The 16,685-nt window shown below is 69.3% G+C and carries 17 protein-coding genes; 9 read left to right on the top strand and 8 right to left on the bottom strand.

Features of this window, described 5'->3' with window-relative positions; all coding sequences use genetic code 11:
• Positions 1-118 precede the first annotated feature (118 nt).
• Positions 119-400, top strand: a complete 282-nt coding sequence (locus AAN986_RS05020; protein WP_043822143.1) for a hypothetical protein — start codon at positions 119-121, stop codon at positions 398-400.
• Complete coding sequence (locus tag AAN986_RS05025) at positions 397-678, top strand: type II toxin-antitoxin system RelE/ParE family toxin (protein ID WP_349335591.1); 282 nt, start codon at positions 397-399, stop codon at positions 676-678. Before AAN986_RS05020 ends, AAN986_RS05025 begins: the two co-directional genes overlap by 4 nt.
• Positions 679-723: 45 nt before the next feature.
• On the opposite strand, the gene AAN986_RS05030 is transcribed toward AAN986_RS05025, so the two are convergent.
• The 4 genes from AAN986_RS05030 to AAN986_RS05045 are packed head-to-tail and all read right to left on the bottom strand — an operon-like array spanning position 724 to position 4,900.
• Complete coding sequence (locus AAN986_RS05030) at positions 724-1,914, bottom strand: cytochrome c (protein WP_349335592.1); 1,191 nt, start codon at positions 1,912-1,914, stop codon at positions 724-726.
• A gap of 12 nt (positions 1,915-1,926) precedes the next feature.
• Complete coding sequence (locus tag AAN986_RS05035; RefSeq protein ID WP_013800718.1) at positions 1,927-2,748, bottom strand: ABC transporter ATP-binding protein; 822 nt, start codon at positions 2,746-2,748, stop codon at positions 1,927-1,929.
• Positions 2,742-3,797: an ABC transporter permease subunit gene (locus tag AAN986_RS05040; RefSeq protein WP_349335593.1), complete on the bottom strand. Its 1,056-nt coding sequence runs from the start codon at positions 3,795-3,797 to the stop codon at positions 2,742-2,744. The genes AAN986_RS05035 and AAN986_RS05040 overlap by 7 nt, the downstream gene beginning before the upstream one ends.
• Positions 3,794-4,900, bottom strand: a complete 1,107-nt coding sequence (locus AAN986_RS05045) for an ABC transporter substrate-binding protein (RefSeq protein WP_013800720.1) — start codon at positions 4,898-4,900, stop codon at positions 3,794-3,796. Before AAN986_RS05045 ends, AAN986_RS05040 begins: the two co-directional genes overlap by 4 nt.
• A 218-nt stretch (positions 4,901-5,118) precedes the next feature.
• Here AAN986_RS05045 and AAN986_RS05050 point away from each other — a divergent pair, with 218 nt between their 5' ends.
• The 7 genes from AAN986_RS05050 to AAN986_RS05080 all read left to right on the top strand — a co-directional run bounded on the left by AAN986_RS05050 (position 5,119) and on the right by AAN986_RS05080 (position 11,954).
• Complete coding sequence (locus AAN986_RS05050) at positions 5,119-6,534, top strand: O-acetylhomoserine aminocarboxypropyltransferase/cysteine synthase family protein (protein WP_349335594.1); 1,416 nt, start codon at positions 5,119-5,121, stop codon at positions 6,532-6,534.
• A gap of 35 nt (positions 6,535-6,569) precedes the next feature.
• Positions 6,570-7,673, top strand: coding sequence for a 2-oxoglutarate and iron-dependent oxygenase domain-containing protein (locus tag AAN986_RS05055; RefSeq protein ID WP_043790067.1), 1,104 nt, complete (start codon positions 6,570-6,572; stop codon positions 7,671-7,673).
• 19 nt (positions 7,674-7,692) lie between these two features.
• Entirely contained in the window at positions 7,693-8,505 is an 813-nt protein-coding gene (locus AAN986_RS05060; RefSeq protein WP_012207412.1) for a MetQ/NlpA family ABC transporter substrate-binding protein, read from the top strand.
• Positions 8,506-8,518: 13 nt separating this feature from the next.
• The gene (locus AAN986_RS05065) at positions 8,519-9,685 is read left to right on the top strand and encodes a methionine ABC transporter ATP-binding protein (RefSeq protein ID WP_349335595.1); all 1,167 of its coding nucleotides are present in this window, start codon (positions 8,519-8,521) and stop codon (positions 9,683-9,685) included.
• Entirely contained in the window at positions 9,663-10,328 is a 666-nt protein-coding gene (locus AAN986_RS05070) for a methionine ABC transporter permease (protein WP_013800725.1), read from the top strand. The genes AAN986_RS05065 and AAN986_RS05070 overlap by 23 nt, the downstream gene beginning before the upstream one ends.
• A 111-nt stretch (positions 10,329-10,439) precedes the next feature.
• Positions 10,440-10,928, top strand: coding sequence for a VOC family protein (locus AAN986_RS05075; RefSeq protein ID WP_012207409.1), 489 nt, complete (start codon positions 10,440-10,442; stop codon positions 10,926-10,928).
• An 87-nt stretch (positions 10,929-11,015) separates the two neighbouring features.
• A complete protein-coding gene (locus tag AAN986_RS05080; protein WP_013800726.1) occupies positions 11,016-11,954 on the top strand; it encodes a CysB family HTH-type transcriptional regulator in 939 nt (312 codons plus the stop codon).
• A gap of 20 nt (positions 11,955-11,974) precedes the next feature.
• Here the strand turns inward: AAN986_RS05080 and AAN986_RS05085 are convergent, their stop codons facing one another.
• The 4 genes from AAN986_RS05085 to pncB form a co-directional block, all read right to left on the bottom strand.
• On the bottom strand, positions 11,975-12,466 hold the full coding sequence (locus AAN986_RS05085; RefSeq protein ID WP_034397032.1) for a GNAT family N-acetyltransferase: 492 nt from the start codon (positions 12,464-12,466) through the stop codon (positions 11,975-11,977).
• A gap of 72 nt (positions 12,467-12,538) precedes the next feature.
• Positions 12,539-13,657 (bottom strand): bifunctional nicotinamide-nucleotide adenylyltransferase/Nudix hydroxylase, encoded by a 1,119-nt coding sequence (locus AAN986_RS05090; protein WP_047217182.1) that lies wholly within the window; start codon positions 13,655-13,657, stop codon positions 12,539-12,541.
• 46 nt (positions 13,658-13,703) lie between these two features.
• Positions 13,704-15,404, bottom strand: a complete 1,701-nt coding sequence (locus tag AAN986_RS05095; RefSeq protein WP_047217147.1) for an NAD+ synthase — start codon at positions 15,402-15,404, stop codon at positions 13,704-13,706.
• Positions 15,405-15,443: 39 nt separating this feature from the next.
• Complete coding sequence (pncB, locus tag AAN986_RS05100; RefSeq protein ID WP_047217146.1) at positions 15,444-16,643, bottom strand: nicotinate phosphoribosyltransferase; 1,200 nt, start codon at positions 16,641-16,643, stop codon at positions 15,444-15,446.
• Positions 16,644-16,685: the final 42 nt, after the last annotated feature.

Consider the following 16,685-nt stretch of genomic DNA (forward strand, 5'->3'; position numbering starts at 1 on the left):
CTGATTTGCTTGATGCATTGGCAAGTGCAAGTTGCGAATGGGGTGAAGCGGTTGAGTCTCTGGAGTGTTTGGTACTGACGATGTATATACTTTGTTGGTATCTTCACAGGAGTCAATCATGCCCAAGGAAGCCGTTTTCACCATGAAACTGGAAGCCGAGCTGCGCGAAGACTTCATGGCCGAAGCCGCAGGCGAGGACCGGCCCGCATCCCAGGTCATGCGGGAGTTGATGCGCGACTACATTGAGCAGCGCCGCAAGGCCCGCGAATATGACGGCTATCTTCAGCGCAAGGTCGAGGAGGGACGTGCCTCCATGCGCGCTGGACTTGGCCGCTCGAATGAGGAAGTCGAGGCCGAGTTCGCTGCCCGGCGCCGTCAGGTTGCGGCAGACCGTGCGTGAAAGTCATCTGGACGCCGCAGGCGCAGCAGGATCGCGCCGATATCTGGGACTACATCGCAGCTGACAATCCTCGCGCAGCCTTGCGCATGGACCTGCTTTTCAGCGACGCAGCGGCCCGGTTGGCCGCGTATCCCAAGATGGGCAAAACGGGCAGGATTGCCGGCACGCGCGAGCTGATTCCCCATGGAAGCTACCGCCTTGTCTATGAGATAGAAGGCACGACGGTCTGGGTGCTGTCCCTGGTGCACACCGCGCGCCAGTGGCCGCCAGCGCGGTGACGATAACTGCATGCCAGGCCGGGATGGCCCTGATCAATGCACAACTCAATGCACAAACCCACCCTTGATGAACCGCACGGGCTCGGCGTCCATGCGTGCAATCAGCGCGCCCAGGCCGTCGGCCACGGCGCCAGCGCCGGAGGTGGTCTTGGCCGCCGTGTCCGTGCGGCAGACCAGGTCGTCCTCCGACCAGCCCTGGGCGCCCGGACGCGATAGCGCGCGCAGCCAGCCGCTGCGGTCGCCCAGCCATTGCATGCCCTGCAGCTGCTCCGAGCCGCTGAGCAGGGCCATGGCCTGCCAGGCGCGCGGGTCGTTGACGGTGCAGTCCAGGGCGCTGGCGGCGCGGTTGCCGCCATCGGGCGACAGCTGCAGGCTGACCAGGCGCGGGTCTTCCTGCACCGGGCCGCTGCCTGCCACCACCCTCAGCCGCTGCTGGCGGCTTTGCCAGGTGCTCAGGCGGCGTGCGGGCTGGCCTGCGCACTGCACGGCCATGTCGGGAAGGCCCACGGGATAGGGCCAGTTGCCGGCGATCTGCAGCATCTGGCCTGCGGCGCGGGCCTTCATGAAGTCGATCAGGGCCCAGGCGTCGTCGCTGGACAGCCGGTCGGCCTGGCCGTGTGCCCGTGCGCCGTCGCCAGACTCCACGGGGCGGCTGTCATGAAGAATGGCCCAGAGCAATTCCCCATCGGCGCGGCGCCACAGCAGCGGGCTGGTGAAGTTGGGGGGCCAGACCGGCTGGCTGGCGGCCAGCGGGCCGTGGCCCCGGCCATCGGCACCGTGGCAGGCCGTGCAGTGCTGGGCATAGACCGCGCCGCCGCGCGCAATGCTCTCCACGCTGAAGCCCGTGGGCGAGGCATGGAAGCTGGTGGCATGCGCGGGCACCAGGATCAGGTCGGCACGCGGCCAGGGGGCCAGCAGCAGGGCGAGCGCGGCCAGCGCGGTCAGCACCAGGGCCGGCAGGCGGATGCGGCGCAGCACCAGGGCCAGCGCCAGGGCCAGCACCAGCAAAACGATGGCGGTGGCCACGGCCGCCAGCGACCACAGCAGGCCCCGGGCCTGGCCCAGGTCGATCACCAGGTTTTCGCCGGACAGGCGCAGGGCCCAGGGCCAGGCGGGCTGCCCATCCACCGTGCCGGCCAGGCCCAGGCCGTGCAGCAGCTGCAGCAGGCCGACCTGGGCCTGCTGCATGGCGCCGATCAAGGGGTTGAGCCAGTCGGGGGAGTCGCTGCGTTGCATCGGAGGCGGGCGCTACCAGGTCTGGTCCAGGCCCAGGTGGCGCAGGGCCTCGTGGCGCAGCTCGGACAGGCGGGCGTGGCCGCGCTGGCGCGGGTAGGGCAGGTCCACATCGATCTCGGCCACGATGCGGGCAGGCCGCTGGCTGAAGACCAGCACGCGGTGGGCCAGGAAGAGGGCCTCTTCCACATCGTGGGTGACCAGCAGCACGGAAAAGCCTGCGCGCTGCCAGATCTTGAGGATCTCGCTTTGCATGGCCAGCCGCGTCAGCGAGTCGAGCTTGCCCAGCGGTTCGTCCAGGATCAGCAGGCGCGGGTCGTTGACCAGCGCGCGCGCCAGGGCCGCGCGCTGGGCCATGCCGCCCGACAGCTGGTGGGGATGGCTGTCCGCAAACTCTTCCAGCCCGACAAGGCGCAGGGCCTCGTCAACGCGGTGCGCCTGGCTGTCCAGCAGTCCGCGTGCCTGCAGGCCCAGGGCCACGTTGCCGCGCACCGTGCGCCAGGGAAACAGCGTGGGGTCCTGGAAGACGACGATGCGCGAGGGATCGGGCTCGGTGATGGCCGTGCCGTCCTGCGCCACGGCGCCGGCCGTGGGCGCGTCCAGCCCGGCCACCAGGCGCAGCAGCGTGGACTTGCCGCAGCCGCTGGGGCCCAGCAGGGCGACGAACTCGCCAGGCCGCACCTGTAGGCTGACCTCGTCGAGCACCTGCAGCGCGCCCTGTCCCTGGCCGAACCAGTGGCTGACGGCCTGCACATCGATGGCCGCGCCGGCTAGGGCCGCCCCTGCGATGGCGGGCGTGGCTGCGGCGTTGGCGGCATGTTCTGCGGCAATCACCATTTGACGGTTCCCTTCTGCCATGACAGCGTGCGGTCGCGCACGGTGAACAGCAGCGTGATCAGGCCCGAGCACAGCACGGCCATGACCAGCAGCGCCGTGTACATGTTGGCGTAGGCTGCCCAGCCCTGGGCCCACTGCAGATACCAGCCCAGGCCGGCCTTGACGCCCATCATCTCGGCCGTGATCAGCACCGAGAACGAGGCGCCCAGCCCCATGAACAGGCCCACGAAGACCTGGGGCAGGGCGGCCGGGATGGCCACGCGCAGCACCAGGAACCAGGGCGATGCGCCCAGCGTGCGCGCCACGTCGTAGTAGCTCTTGCTGACCGATGCCACGCCCGACCAGGTCAGCACGGCCACCGGGAAGAACGTGGCCAGCGCCACCAGGAACACGGCTGCCGAGTAGCTGGACGGCGCGAAGAAAAAGGCCAGCGGCAGCAGGGCCGAGGCCGGCACCGGCCCCAGGAAGCGCAGCAGCGGATGCACCCAGTAGCCCGCGATGCGCGACCAGCCTATCCACACGCCCGTGAGAAACCCGATCACCGCGCCGAACACGATGCCGTTGAGCAGCAGCCGCAGCGAATACAGCGTGGACAGGCCCAGGCGCTGCCAGTCCTCATGGACCACGTCGATCAGGCTTTGCGGCGGTGCGAAGAACGGCGGCGGCAGCGCGCCGAGCTTGGCCGTCAGCGTCTCCCACAGCGCCAGCAGCAGTGGCGCCGCCACCAGCCAGGCACCGGCCGGGCGCAGCCAGCGGTCGATGCGCCGTACGCGCCGTACTCGTCGCACAGGCAGCGCAGCCGATGCCAGCAGCAAAAGGGCCACGGCCAGGGCGGCAATGCCGAATTCCTGCGTGAACGCCCATTCGCTGAAGCCGATCTCCTTGTTGGGCCACAACAGGGTCAGCATGCCCAGGCCGGCCCAGGCGGCGGCGGCCAGCAGGCCGGTGCGCCAGGGGCCGGCCTTGCGCGTGCCTTGCGCCTGTTCCCGTTCCAGGCCGGGTGCGGCATCCGTGGCGCCCAGGCGCCAGCGTGGTCTTGCGGTGCTCATGCCAGCACGTCCAGCGTGATGTGACTGGCAAAGCGGCCAGGGTCGGTCTGCTTCTTGAGCACGCCGGCCGTGCGGAAGTCGGCCGCAAAGGCCTGGACCTCGTCGCGCAGCGGCTTGCCGTGCGGATGGTGCTTGAAGGTCAGCTCGGCCAGCAGGCGCTGCAGGTCCTCGACGGGCACCTTGGGCGAGTACTTGGCAAAGATCTTCGCCGTTTCGTTGGGGTTCTCGGCGATGTAGTCCGAGGCCTGGGTCAGCGCGCGCACCACGCTGGCCGCTGCGGGCTTGTTGGCCCGGGCGAACTTTGCGCCTGCGCCGATCACGCAGCAAATGCTTTCGGCGTACTCGTTCTTGGCGCTGTTGCCCAGTTCGAGGAAGGTGCCGGGGTTGCGCTTTTCGATCAGGTAGAGATTCGGGTCGCCGTCGGCAATGGCCTGGATCTCGCCCTTCTTGGCGGCCACATCCAGCAGGTCGGCCGGGTAGACGCGCCATTCGATGTCCTTGTCCACATCCAGACCGCGCTTGGCCAGGTGGATGGAATAGAACTGCTTGGCCGGGCTGTTGAGGTCGGCCACGCCGATGGTCTTGCCCTTGAGCGTGCTGGGGTCCAGCGTGACGCCGGCCGACTTCAGGCCCACCAGGCGCAGGCAGCCGCCGTGCACGCTGCCGATGAGCTTGACATCCAGCCCCGCCTCCAGCGGCTTGATCCAGCGGTGGATCAGGCCCGCGCCCGCATCGGCCTTGCCCGTGGCCAGCGCCTCCAGCAACTGGTCGGCCGAGCCGCCCCAGTTCAGCAGCTCCACGTCCAGGCCGTTGCGCTCGAAGAAGCCGCGCTCCAGCGCCACGGGAATGGGCGAATGGCAGAAGCTGGCCTGGCTCCAGGCAAAGGTGATCTTCTGGCGCGGCTGCGCCCCGGCGCGGCCGCTGAACCAGGCGGCCGATCCCAGCGCGCCGGCTGCGGCGCCGGCGCGGATCAGGGTGCGGCGCGAGAGCGAGGGCTCGGTCGCCTCGGGAGCATCGAGCGCCCCGAAAGCACCGCAATCGGCGCCATGGGCGCAGCGGCTGTCCTGGGTCCTGTCGATCTCGGTCTGGGTCTTGCGGGTCATGGAACTCCCTCCAAAGCAGTTTCGGGACTGCCGATGCTGTCCGCTGAGTGCCGTGTTTCCAACGACGCAAAACGCGCATCCATATGTGCGTGGCAACTAGGAAGGGCGCGGCCCGGCGACATGCGCAAACCGAATAAGCGAACGCGTTTTTCTTCGTAGTGCGCAGGGCGCGGGCTTCGAATAATGGGCTGCATCGACCACTCATACGGAGTCCATGCATGACCTCAGCGACCGGCACCGAGTCCGCCCCGCACGACGCAGCCAGCGATGCGCTGTGGCAGCAGGACACCCAGGCCCTGCACGCCGGCTACCGGGGGCGAGAGCAGCAGCGCAGCGCGGCCGTGCCCATCTACCAGAGCACCTCCTTCGTGTTCGACAGCGCCCAGCACGGCGCCAACCTGTTCGGCCTGGTGGAGGAGGGCGATGTGTACTCGCGCACGGCCAACCCCACGCTGGCGGTGCTGGAGCAGCGCATTGCGGCACTCGAAGGCGGCGTGGCCGCGCTGGCCCTGGCCTCGGGCATGGCCGCCATCGACGTGGCACTGGCCACGCTGGCCAGTGCGGGCGACCATGTGGTCGTGGCCTCGCAGCTGTATGGCGGCACGCACAACTTCATCGCCCATGTGCTGGCCTCGCGCGGCGTGCAGAGCACGGCCGTGGCCAAGGATGATTTCCAGGCGTTGCGCCGGGCGATAGGGCCGCGCACCAAGGCCGTGTTCGTGGAGTCCGTGGGCAATCCATCGGGCGGCATTGCCGACCTGCGCCAGCTGGCCGACGTCAGCCATGCGGCCGGCGTGGCGCTGGTGGTGGACAACACCGTGGCTTCGCCGCTGCTGCTGCGGCCCTTCGACTGGGGCGCCGACATCGTCGTGCATTCGGCCACCAAGGCCATCGGCGGACACGGCAATGTGCTGGGCGGGCTGATCGTGGACAGCGGCCGCTTCGACTGGGTGGCGCACGCGGGGCGCTACCCGCAGTTCAGCGCGCCCGAGCCGGCCTACCAGGGCTTTGTCTTCACCGAGAAATTTCCTGACCGGGCCTTCATCGCACGGGCCCGTGCCGTGCTGCTGCGCAACTGCGGCGCGGCGCTGGCGCCGCACAGCGCCTTCCTGCTGCTGCAGGGCCTGGAGACACTGGGCCTGCGCCAGGAGCGCGCCAGCCGCAACACGCTGGCCGTGATCGATTTCCTGCAGGCTCATCCTCTGGTGGAGCGCATACACCACGCCAGCCAGAGCGGCCACGCCGACCACGCGCTGGCCCTGCGCCAGCTGCGCGGCGGGCATGTGCCGGCGCTGCTGGGCTTCGAGCTGCGCGGCGGCCGGCCGGCGGCGCGCGCCTTCTATGACGCGCTGCGCCTGTTCCTGCGCCTGGTCAACATCGGCGACAGCAAGTCGCTGGCCGCCATTCCTGCCGAGACCACGCACAGCCTGCTCAGCGACGAGGAGCTGGCGCGCGTGGGCATTGCGCCCGGGCTGGTGCGCCTGTCCATCGGCATAGAGCACCCGCAGGACCTGCTGGCCGACCTGGAGCAGGCGCTGGAGCAGGCGCAGGGCCATGCGGTGTTGGCTGCCGAACGCGGACAAGACCGCGAACAAGACCACGAGCAAGACCGCGATCAGCGCCTGGCGGCCTGAGCGCCCCTTCCTTCCCACTTCCCTGGCAGCACAGCATGAGCACCTTGACAGCATCCACCCTCGAAGCGCCCGCCGCCACGGCGGCAACCCCGGCCCTGCCCGTCATCGACCTGCAGGCCCTGCGCGACCCGGCCACGCAGGCCCAGGCGCTGCGCCAGCTGGCGCGCACGGCACGCGACACCGGCTTCTTCTACCTGGAAGGGCACGGCATAGGCCGGGACGCATGGCAGGGCATACAGCGGCGCGCGCGCGAATTCTTTGCGCTGCCGCTGGCGGACAAGCAGGCGCTGGCCATTGCCAACACGCGGCACTTCCGGGGCTATACGGCCGTGGGCATGGAGATCACGCGCCAGCGGCCCGACCAGCGCGAGCAGATCGACCTGGGCGAGGAGTCGCCCGAGATTCCCGCAGGCCCCGGCGTGCCGGACTGGAAGGGGCTGCAAGGCCCCAACCAGTGGCCGCAGGCCCTGCCCGGGTTCCGCGAGGAGGTGCTGGCCTGGCAGGCGGCAGCGCATGGCGTGGCGCTGGAGCTGCTGCGCCACTTCGTGGCCGCGCTGCAGCTGCCCGAGGGCGCGTTGGACGCCCTGGTCAGCGGCCTGCCTGCGCACCGCATCAAGATCATCCACTACCCGGGCAGCGAGCTGGGCGCAGCAGGCCAGGGCGTGGGCGCACACAAGGACGGCGGCCTGCTGACCCTGCTGCTGCAGGACGAGGTGGGCGGGCTGCAGGTGGAGACGCCGGCTGGCTGGGTCGATGTGCCGCCGCGCGACGGGGCCTTCGTCATCAACATCGGCGAGATGCTGGAGCTGGCCACCAACGGCTATCTGCGCGCCAACGTGCATCGCGTGCTGGTGCCGCGCGCGGGCGTGCAGCGCTACTCCATCGCCTACTTCCTGGCGCCGCGCCTGGACCTGGGCCAGGTGCCGCTGCTGACCCTACCGCCCGAGCTGGCCGTGCTGGCCACGGGGCCGCAGAGCGACCCGGACAACCCGCTGTTCAGCCATGTGGGCGAGAACGCGCTCAAGGGCCGCGTGCGCTCCCACCTGGATGTGGCCCAGCGCTTCTATCCCGAGCATTTCGCCCGCCTGCAGGCCCAGGCCCGCGCGGCCGGCCGTGAGCTGCACCCTGGTGCCTATTGATTCTTGAAAGGACTGTGCGATGGACAAGCGAGTATTTCTGCGGGGACTGGCGGCGGGGGCCTCGGTGGCGGCGATGTCAGGCGCCATCCGGGCCGCGCAGGCCGGCCCGCTGCGCGTGGGCGTGCGCGGCGGCGTGGACGAGGAAATCTGGGAAGTGGTGACCCGCGTGGCACGCGAGCAGGGTCTGCAGGTCAAGCCCGTGGTCATCAGCGGCGCGGCCAGCCCCAACGAGGCGCTGAACAACGGCGACATCGAGGCCAACTCCTTCCAGCATGTGCCGTTCCTGCGCGACCAGAACCAGCAGCGCGGCTACCGGCTGGTGGCGGCGGGCGACACCTACATCTCGCCCATCGCCTTCTATTCGAAAAAGCACAAACGCCTGGCCGACCTGCCCGCTGGCGCGCGCCTGGGCATTCCCAACGATCCCAGCAACCAGACGCGCGCGCTGGTGGTGCTGCAGGACCAGGGCATCCTGAAGCTGCGCGAGGGCTTCGACCCCTTCAAGGGCACGGCGGGCCTGGCCGACATCGCCAGCTACCAGAAGAAGGTGCAGCTGGTGGAGGCGGCCTCGGTGGTGCTGGCGCGCTCGCTGGACGATCTCGATGCCTCGGCCATCGTCAACAGCTTTGCCTACCAGGCGGGGCTGATCGCCACGCGCGATGGCATTGCCGTCGAAAGGCGCGAGCGCAATCCCTACGTGAACATCATTGCCGTGCACGAGCGCGACCGCGCTGCACCCTGGGTCGCGGCCCTGCTGCGCGCCTACCAGTCCGAGCCCGTGCGCCAGTTCATCGTGAGCAGGTACCAGGGCTCGGTGCTGCCGGCCTTCTGAGGCGTGTAAGGCAATGAAGGTGGAACAGGCGGCGGCCGGCGAGCCCCATGCAATCGATGCGCTGCAGCGGCCGCACATCGTCTTCGAGGGCGTGCGCAAGCACTACCCTGGAACGGGAAGGGGCGCGGGAAGAAGCGCGGGCGAGCCCGTGCACGCACTGCAGGCGCTGAGCTTCGAGGTGGCGCGTGCCGAGGTGTTCGGCATCATCGGCCGCAGCGGCGCCGGCAAATCCACGCTGCTGCGCACCATCAATGCGCTGGAGCGGCCCAGCAGCGGCCGCGTGCTGGTGGACGGCACCGATGTCGCCACGCTGGACGAGGACGCGCTGGTGGCGCTGCGCCGGCGCATCGGCATGATCTTCCAGCACTTCAACCTCCTGTCCTCGCGCACGGTGTACGAGAACGTGGCCCTGCCGCTGCAGGCCGCGGGCTGGCGGCCCGCGCTCGTGCGCGCGCGGGTGGACGAGCTGCTGGCCCTGGTGGGGCTCGCGGACAAGAGCGGCGCCTATCCGGCCCAGCTCTCGGGCGGGCAAAAGCAGCGCGTGGGCATTGCGCGCGCGCTGGTGCACGAGCCCGAAATCCTGCTGTGCGACGAGGCCACCTCGGCCCTGGACCCCGAGACCACGCAGTCCATCCTGGAGCTGCTGCGCGAGATCAACCGCAAGCTGCGGCTGACCATCGTGCTCATCACGCACGACATGGCCGTGATCCGCGAGGTCTGTGACCGCGTGCTGGTGCTGGACCAGGGCCGGCCGCAGGAGATCGGCGAGGTCTGGCAGCTGTTTGCGGCACCGCGCTCGGAAGCAGCGCGTGCGCTGCTGCGGCCGCTGCGGCAGGCCTTGGCGGCCGACCTGGAACTGGTGGCGGCGGCCGATGGCCCGGAGGCCGTCGCCGTGCTGGCCATCGGATGGGCCGACGGCGGCAGCCAGCAGGGCCTGCCGCTGGCGCAGCTTCAGGTGCTGGGCCCGCGTGCCCGTTTGTTGCAGGGTGGCCTGGACTGCATGCGCGGGCGTTCGCAGGGCCGCCTGCTGGTGGGCGTGCCGGTGCAGGATCTGCCGTCGGCACCCCCGCCGCTTTCACCGCTTTCACCCCTTTCACCGGCCGCGCTGTCTTCCCTTCAACAGGCGCTGGGCGCCGATTCACTGCAACTGCTTGGCCATGTCCCTGCCCCCGCTCGATAAATACCTGCAGGCCTTTCTGGAAACCCTGCTGATGGCGGGCGCGTCCTCGCTGATCGCCATCGTTGCCGGGCTGGCGCTGGCCATCGTGCTGCACACCACGGCGCCGGGCGGGCTCTACGCCAGGCCGCGCCTGTACCGGGGGCTGTCGGCGGCGGTGAACATCGGCCGGGCCATTCCCTTCATCATCCTGCTGGTGGCCCTGCTGCCGGTGACGCGCGCCATCGTGGGCACCACGCTGGGCACCTGGGCGGCGGTGGTGCCGCTGTCGGCCAACCTGATTCCGTTCTTTGCGCGCATCGCCCAGGTCAGCCTGGGCGAGGTGGACGGCGGCCTGGTGGAGGCGGCGCGCGCCATGGGCCTGCGCCGCCCGCAGATCGTGCGCCAGGTGCTGCTGCCCGAGGCGCTGCCGGGCCTGATCGGCGGCATGACCGTGAGCGTCATCGCCATGGTCAATGCCTCGGCCATGGCGGGCGCCGTGGGGGCGGGCGGCCTGGGCGACCTAGCCATCCGCTACGGCTACGAGCGCTATGAGACGCGCGTGATGTTCGAGGTCATCGTCATCCTGGTGGCCCTGGTGTCGGTGCTGCAGTTCGGCGGCGAATGGCTGGCGCGCCGTGCCGACCACCGGCGTTCGATCTCTTGAGATGATTTGGAAATAACAGACTGAATTTTTATTATTTTTGGTTTTTTCGACTTGTCTCGACAATGGCCTGCAGCAGCATTCGGGCTGCTGATTCTTTTCCGAGATGCTTCGATGACCCACACCACACGCCCCGCCTGGCCTTCCCCTCTTGCCGGCCGCACTGCCATGAAGCCTGGCGTGGCCATCGTCTGTGGCGTCCACCATGTCCAGCTGTCCTTTCCGGCGCGCGCCCAGGCGGCCATGGAGCGCTTTTATGGCGAAGTGCTGGGCCTGTCTGCCCTGACCGTTGCCGGGCGTCCGGGCCTGAGCTTTCTGGCCGGCGGGCAGCGCATCGATCTCGTGCCCTACAAGGGGCAGTCCGGCGGCACCGAGCGCGCGGCGGGCAACCTGGTGCACCTGGCGCTGACGGTCAGCGACGTGGATGCGCTGCGCCAGCAGTTGCTGGTGCACGGCGGCCTGGCGCTGGAGGTGGCGCCCGTGAGCGAGGGCCGGCGCTGCTATGCGCGAGACCCCGCAGGCAATCTGATCGAGCTGCTGGAGCTGCCCCGCGAGGCAGCGGCCGATGCCCCGGACGAGCCGGCCGTGGCCTGTTCGGCCTGAAGCCTCTCGCCGTCCCCCTCTCTCTTCCCTTTCTGCTTTTGCCTTCCACAGGCCCGGGCCGCACCGGCCCCGGGCGGAGCCTTGCCCATGAACTTCCAGCAACTGCGCTATGTGCGCGAAACCGTGCGCCGCGGCTACAGCCTGACCGAGGTGGCCCACACGCTGCACACCTCCCAGCCTGGCGTGAGCCGTCAGATCCGCGAGCTGGAGGAAGAGCTGGGCGTGGAGATCTTCATCCGCGCAGGCAAGCGGCTGACCGGGCTGACGCCGCCCGGCGAGGCGCTGCTGCCCATCGTCGAGCGCCTGATGCTGGAGGCCGACAACCTGCGCCGCGTGGGCGCCGACTTCAGCGCCAGCGAGCAGGGGCGGCTGTCGATTGCCGCCACCCACTCGCAGGCCCGTTATGCGCTGCCCCATGTGGTGCGCGACTTCCGCCAGCGCTATCCGCAGGTGCGCCTGCACCTGCACCAGGGCTCGCCCGAGCAGGTGGCGCAGATGCTGCGCAGCGGCGAGGCCGACATCGGCGTGGCCACCGAGGCGCTGGCCGGCTATGAAGGCCTGGTCGCGCTGCCCTGCTACCGCTGGACGCACGGCGTGGTCGTGCCGCCCGGCCACCCGCTGCTGCAGTCGCAGCAGGCGCTGACGCTGGAGGCGCTGTCGCGCTTTCCCATCATCACCTACGAGCAGGGCTATACGGGCCGCGCCCACATCGACGAGGCCTTTGCGCGCGAGGGCCTGGAGCCCGACGTGGTGCTCACGGCCATGGACGCCGACGTGATCAAGACCTATGTGGAGCTGGACATGGGCGTGGGCATCGTCGCCTCGGTGGCGCTGGATGCCGAGCGCGACCAGGGCCTGCGCACGCTGGACGCCGGCCACCTGTTCGAGGTCAACACCACGCGGCTGGGCCTGCGCAAGGGCGCCTGGCTGCGCGGCTATGCCTATGCCTTCATCGAGACCTTCGTGCCCACGCTGACGCGCGAGGTGGTCGAGCAGGCCGTGCGCCAGGGCGTGGAGCCCGAGTAGGCAGACGAAGGGGGCCGGCCTCAGGCCGGCTCGCGCGCCATCTCCAGCAGGGTGTCGCCCGTCACGCGGTAGCGGATCCACTCGGTCTGGGGCAGGGCGCCCAGGCGGTCGTAGAACTCGATGGAGGGCAGGTTCCAGTCGAGCACGCTCCACTCGAAGCGGCCGCAGTCCTTCTCGACGGCGATCTGCGCCAGGCGGCGCAGCAGCGCCGTGCCCGCGCCCAGGCCGCGCGCCTCGGGCGTGACGTAGAGGTCTTCGAGGTACAGGCCGTGGCGGCCCTGCCAGGTCGAGTAGTTGAAGAAGTAGACCGCAAAGCCCACGGGCTGGTCGCCATGCAGGCAGATCAGGCCAAAGACGGCGGGGTTGTCGGCAAACAGGGTGCGCTTCACATGCTCTGGCGTGGCCAGGACTTCATGCTCGGCTTTTTCATAGACGGCGAGTTCGCGCACGAAGCGGACGATGAGCTCGGCGTCATCGGGGGTGGCGGGTCGGATCTGTAGGGTGGTAGTCATTCAATCGCGGGGGAACACGGGAAGCCCGGAAAAACGGTATTGCGGCGCAAGATGGCGCCGCAATCTCCGGTTTTAGCCGATTTTCACGCCCGTGTCCGCCAGGGGCTGTTGCACCGGAAGGGGCAGGAACTGGCGCAGGATCTGGAAGTGGTCCTCGAAGAACGCGCTTTCCATGGCGGGCAGGTCGCAGACGGCCACCCAGCGCGCCAGTGCCGCATCGTCGCCGCCCTGCACGGGCGGCAGCGAGGGCAGCACGCCCAGGTCCAGGTAATGCACATGGGTGATGGTGCGCCCGCGCAGGCTGCGGTCGGGGTGGTCGAAGACCTGCACGGACTGCAGGGCCGCCTGCAGGTCGGCCTCGCTGAGCGTGGAGCAGGTCTCCTCGCGCAGCTCGCGCAGGCAGGACTGCCACAGCGTGTCGCGCGGCTCCAGGAAGCCGCCCGGCAGCGCCCACAGGCCCAGGCCCGGGGCATGGGCGCGGCGTATCAGCAGGATGTGGTCCTGTTGCGCGTCTTCGTGCGGCACACGGCAGCGCAGCAGCGCATCCACGGTCACGAAGACGGGCGGGTAGGGCGCCGCAGCCCAGGCCTGGCGGTACCGGGCCAGCATGCGCCATTCCTCGCACATCTGCGCATGGACGGGCGTGGTGGCCCATTGGCGCAGGAACTGCAGGGTGGCGGGCGGCACCTGGGCGGCCAGGGCCTCGAAGTCCACGCCGGATTCGCCGAAGTAGATGTCGCGCAGCGGCGTGGCGTCGAACTGGCCCAGGCGCGGCAGGCTGATCAGCTGCCAGCGCGGAAAGCGCGCCAGGTAGCCGCTGGTCGCGTCCTTGAAATGGCCGACCAGGGCCACGCTGGCGCCTTCGGGCACGCAGGACTGCACGGCCTGCTGCACGGCCTGTACCCACAGCGGCTCGTTGTAGTAGTCGCGCACGGGCACGCAGTGCAGGCGGGCCGCGTCGGCCGGCGGCAGCGCCTCGCGCAGCATCTGCGCGCGCTCCTGCCAGCTGAAGGGGTTCTTGGGATTGGGCGCCTGCCAGGCGCTGCCCAGCACGACGACGATCTGCTCGGCACGCTCCAGCGCCGCGCGCAGCAGGGCCATGTGGCCGTTGTGCAGCGGCTGGAAGCGCCCGATCAGCACGGCGGTGTGCACGCGCTCGCTGGTGGCCGGGGTTTCGGGGGGGGCGTCCATGGCGGCAGTCTCTTGCATAAACAGGCTCGGTGGCTTCACTCTGGCTTCATTCGTAGTGGGCGGCAATGGGCATCTGGCGCCCGGTGCCGAAGGCGCGCGGGCGCACGCGCAGTATGGGCGGGGCCTGGCGGCGCTTGTACTCGCTGCGGAAGATCATGCGCTTGACGCGGTCAACCAGCTCGGCCCCGCCGGGTTGGCCCAGCAGCTGGGTCACAAAACGCTCAGCCGTGCCGTACTCGGCGGTGGACAGGTGCCGGCCCTCGATGGCGTATTTGAGGATTTCGTCCAGCACCGCATAGGGCGGCAGGCTGTCCTCGTCCTTCTGGTCGGGCGCCAGCTCGGCCGAGGGCGGCTTGTCGATGATGGCCTGGGGAATCAGCTCGCGGCCGGCACTGTGGTTGATGTGGCGCGACAGCTCGAAGACCTCGGTCTTGTACAGATCGCCCAGCAGGCCCAGGCCGCCGTTGGTGTCGCCATACAGCGTGCAGTAGCCCACCGAGATCTCGGATTTGTTGCCCGTGGTCAGCAGCAGGTGGCCGAAGGCGTTGGAGTACTCCATCAGCGTGGTGCCGCGGATGCGTGCCTGCAGGTTCTCCAGCGGCAGGCCCTGCAGCGGCTGGCCGAAGCTGGACTCGAACTGGCGCGCATAGCCGTCGACCAGCTCGCGGATCGGGTGCTCGTGCAGCGTGATGCCCAGGTTGCGGCACAGGATCACCGAGTCATCGACCGAGCCGCTCGACGAAAAGCGCGAGGGCATGGTGACGGCCACCACGTTGTCCGCGCCCAGGGCCTCGGCCGCCAGGGCCAGTGTCAGCGCGCTGTCTATGCCGCCCGAGCTGCCGACCACCGCGCGCGTGAAGCCGCAGCGGCGCGCATAGTCGCGAAGGCCCAGCACGATCTGGCGGCGGTAGAACTCCATGGTGGGCAGGCCTTCGGCCGGCACGCTCATGCAGGGCTGGCCGGCTGCGTCGAGGAAGCGTCCGTCGTCGAACTGCAGCGTGCGCAGGTCTTCGACAAAGCGCTCGGCCTCGAAGACCACGCCGCGCCCGGGCTCCACCGCGAACGAGGCGCCGTCGAACACGATCTGGTCCTGGCCGCCGATCTGATTCACATAGAGGATGGGCAGGCCGTGGCGCGTGGCCGCCTGGCCGAAGATCTCGTGGCGCTGCTCGCGCTTGCCCAGGTGGCTGGGGCTGGCGTTGATGCTGACCACCAGGTCGGGCGCGGCGTCGGCCATGCGCGCGAAGGGGTTGGTGGCGTAGTCGGCACCGGCGTCGTTCCAGCCGTCCTCGCACACCAGAAAGCCCACCTGGGCCTGGCCTATGCGCAGCACCTTGGCCGCGTCGGGGCCGGGCTCGAAGTGGCGGCGCTCGTCGAAGATGTTGTAGGTGGGCAGTAGCTGCTTGTCGTAGCGCAGGCGCACGGCGCCGTCCTTGAGCACCAGCAGGCTGTTGTGCAGCGGCTTGCCGGGCCCGCTGGCACGCGTGGGCGCGCCGATGACCCAGTGCAATTGCGGCCACTGGCGCGTGGCCTGCAGCAGTTGCTGCAAGCCTTGCTCCAGGCGCTCGCGAAAGGCAGGCTCGTCCAGCAGGTCGCCAGGGTAGTAGCCGCACAGCGACAGCTCGGGAAAGACCAGCAGGTCGGCCTGCGCGCGCACGGCGCGGGCAGCGGCCTCGGCCATGCGGGCCACGTTGCCGGCGATGTCGCCGACGGTGGGATTGAGTTGGGCGATGGTGATGCGCAGCATGAATGGAGCCTTGGCGGTGTCAGGCGGTGTCAGGCGGTGTCAGAAGGCGACAGGCTGGGCCAGGCCGAAGACCTGGCGCAGATAGGCCAGATAGGTTTCGTCGTTGCACAGCGTCTTGCCCGGCGAGTCCGAGATCTTGGCCACGGGCTGGCCGTTGGCGTGGGTGAGCTTCATCACGATGTTGATGGTCTCCAGCCCCATGTCGTTGGTCAGCCGCGTGCCGATGCCGAAGCCCAGCTGTATGCGGTCGGCAAAGCGCTGGTACAGGGCCAGGGCCGTGTCCAGGTCCAGGCCGTCGGAGAACACCAGGCGCTTGGCCTGGGGGTCTATGCGCAGCTTCTGGTAGTGGGCGATGGCCTTCTCGCCCCAGGCATACGGGTCGCCCGAGTCGTGCCGCAGCCCGTCGAAGAGCTTGGCGAAGTACATGTCGAAATCGGCCAGGAAGGCATCCATGCCCACGGTGTCGGTCAGGGCCACGCCCAGGTCGCCCCGGTACTCCTGCACCCAGTCCTCCAGTGCTGCGATCTGGAAGTCGCGCAGGCGCACGCCCTGGGCCTGGTAGCTCTGCAGGTACTCATGGGCCATGGTGCCTATGGGCACGATGCCGAAGTCGCGCGCCAGCAGCACGTTGGACGTGCCCTTGAACCACTGCGCCGTCTGCGTGGCAAAGGCCTGCACCACCTCGCGCTGCCAGGCGCCCGAGAAGCGCCGGCGCACGCCGAAGTCGAACAGCTCGAAGGGATTGCGCAGCCTGGCCTCGCAGGCCAGGTGGCGCAGGCGCTCGATCTTGCCGGCCAGGCGCCTGCGGCCTTCGGCCAGCGCCGCCTCGGCGTCGAAACGCCGGAAATACAGCTCGTTGACGATGGCCAGCACATAGATCTCGAAGCCCATCACATGGACCTGGGGGCCCTTGGCCTCGATGTGCAGGGTGTCGCCATCGGCCCAGGCACGGATGAAGGCGCGCTGGAACTGGAAGATGCGCAGAAAGTCGATGAAGTCGCTCTTCATGAAGCGCAGCCCGCCCAGGTAGGCCAGGTCTGCGGGCGTGAAGCGCAGCGCGCACAGGGCGTCCAGCTCGCGCTCCACCTCGGGCAGCAGCTCGGCCAGCGGGAAGGCCGTCTTCGTGCGGCAGACGAATTCGTATTCGGCCTCGGTCTGGGGATTGCGGTGCAGCATGGCCTGCCACATCGTGAATTTGTAGAGATCGGTGTCGAGCAGGCTGGTGATGATGGGAGCCATGGTGCGATGCTGGGGAAACAGGAAAGGGGGCTGCGTGCGGGA

This window comes from Delftia sp. DS1230 (assembly GCF_040112715.1).
Lineage (GTDB): Bacteria > Pseudomonadota > Gammaproteobacteria > Burkholderiales > Burkholderiaceae_C > Comamonas > Comamonas tsuruhatensis.

Coding starts and splice junctions, on each gene's coding strand:
- AAN986_RS05075 (WP_012207409.1), top strand. CDS start 10,440: ATGACCCACACCACACGCCCCGCCTGGCCTTCCCCTCTTGCCGGCCGC.
- AAN986_RS05085 (WP_034397032.1), bottom strand. CDS start 12,466: ATGACTACCACCCTACAGATCCGACCCGCCACCCCCGATGACGCCGAG.
- AAN986_RS05065 (WP_349335595.1), top strand. CDS start 8,519: ATGAAGGTGGAACAGGCGGCGGCCGGCGAGCCCCATGCAATCGATGCG.
- AAN986_RS05095 (WP_047217147.1), bottom strand. CDS start 15,404: ATGCTGCGCATCACCATCGCCCAACTCAATCCCACCGTCGGCGACATC.
- pncB (WP_047217146.1), bottom strand. CDS start 16,643: ATGGCTCCCATCATCACCAGCCTGCTCGACACCGATCTCTACAAATTC.
- AAN986_RS05055 (WP_043790067.1), top strand. CDS start 6,570: ATGAGCACCTTGACAGCATCCACCCTCGAAGCGCCCGCCGCCACGGCG.
- AAN986_RS05040 (WP_349335593.1), bottom strand. CDS start 3,797: ATGAGCACCGCAAGACCACGCTGGCGCCTGGGCGCCACGGATGCCGCA.
- AAN986_RS05050 (WP_349335594.1), top strand. CDS start 5,119: ATGACCTCAGCGACCGGCACCGAGTCCGCCCCGCACGACGCAGCCAGC.
- AAN986_RS05070 (WP_013800725.1), top strand. CDS start 9,663: ATGTCCCTGCCCCCGCTCGATAAATACCTGCAGGCCTTTCTGGAAACC.
- AAN986_RS05060 (WP_012207412.1), top strand. CDS start 7,693: ATGGACAAGCGAGTATTTCTGCGGGGACTGGCGGCGGGGGCCTCGGTG.
- AAN986_RS05030 (WP_349335592.1), bottom strand. CDS start 1,914: ATGCAACGCAGCGACTCCCCCGACTGGCTCAACCCCTTGATCGGCGCC.
- AAN986_RS05020 (WP_043822143.1), top strand. CDS start 119: ATGCCCAAGGAAGCCGTTTTCACCATGAAACTGGAAGCCGAGCTGCGC.
- AAN986_RS05035 (WP_013800718.1), bottom strand. CDS start 2,748: ATGGTGATTGCCGCAGAACATGCCGCCAACGCCGCAGCCACGCCCGCC.
- AAN986_RS05080 (WP_013800726.1), top strand. CDS start 11,016: ATGAACTTCCAGCAACTGCGCTATGTGCGCGAAACCGTGCGCCGCGGC.
- AAN986_RS05090 (WP_047217182.1), bottom strand. CDS start 13,657: ATGGACGCCCCCCCCGAAACCCCGGCCACCAGCGAGCGCGTGCACACC.
- AAN986_RS05045 (WP_013800720.1), bottom strand. CDS start 4,900: ATGACCCGCAAGACCCAGACCGAGATCGACAGGACCCAGGACAGCCGC.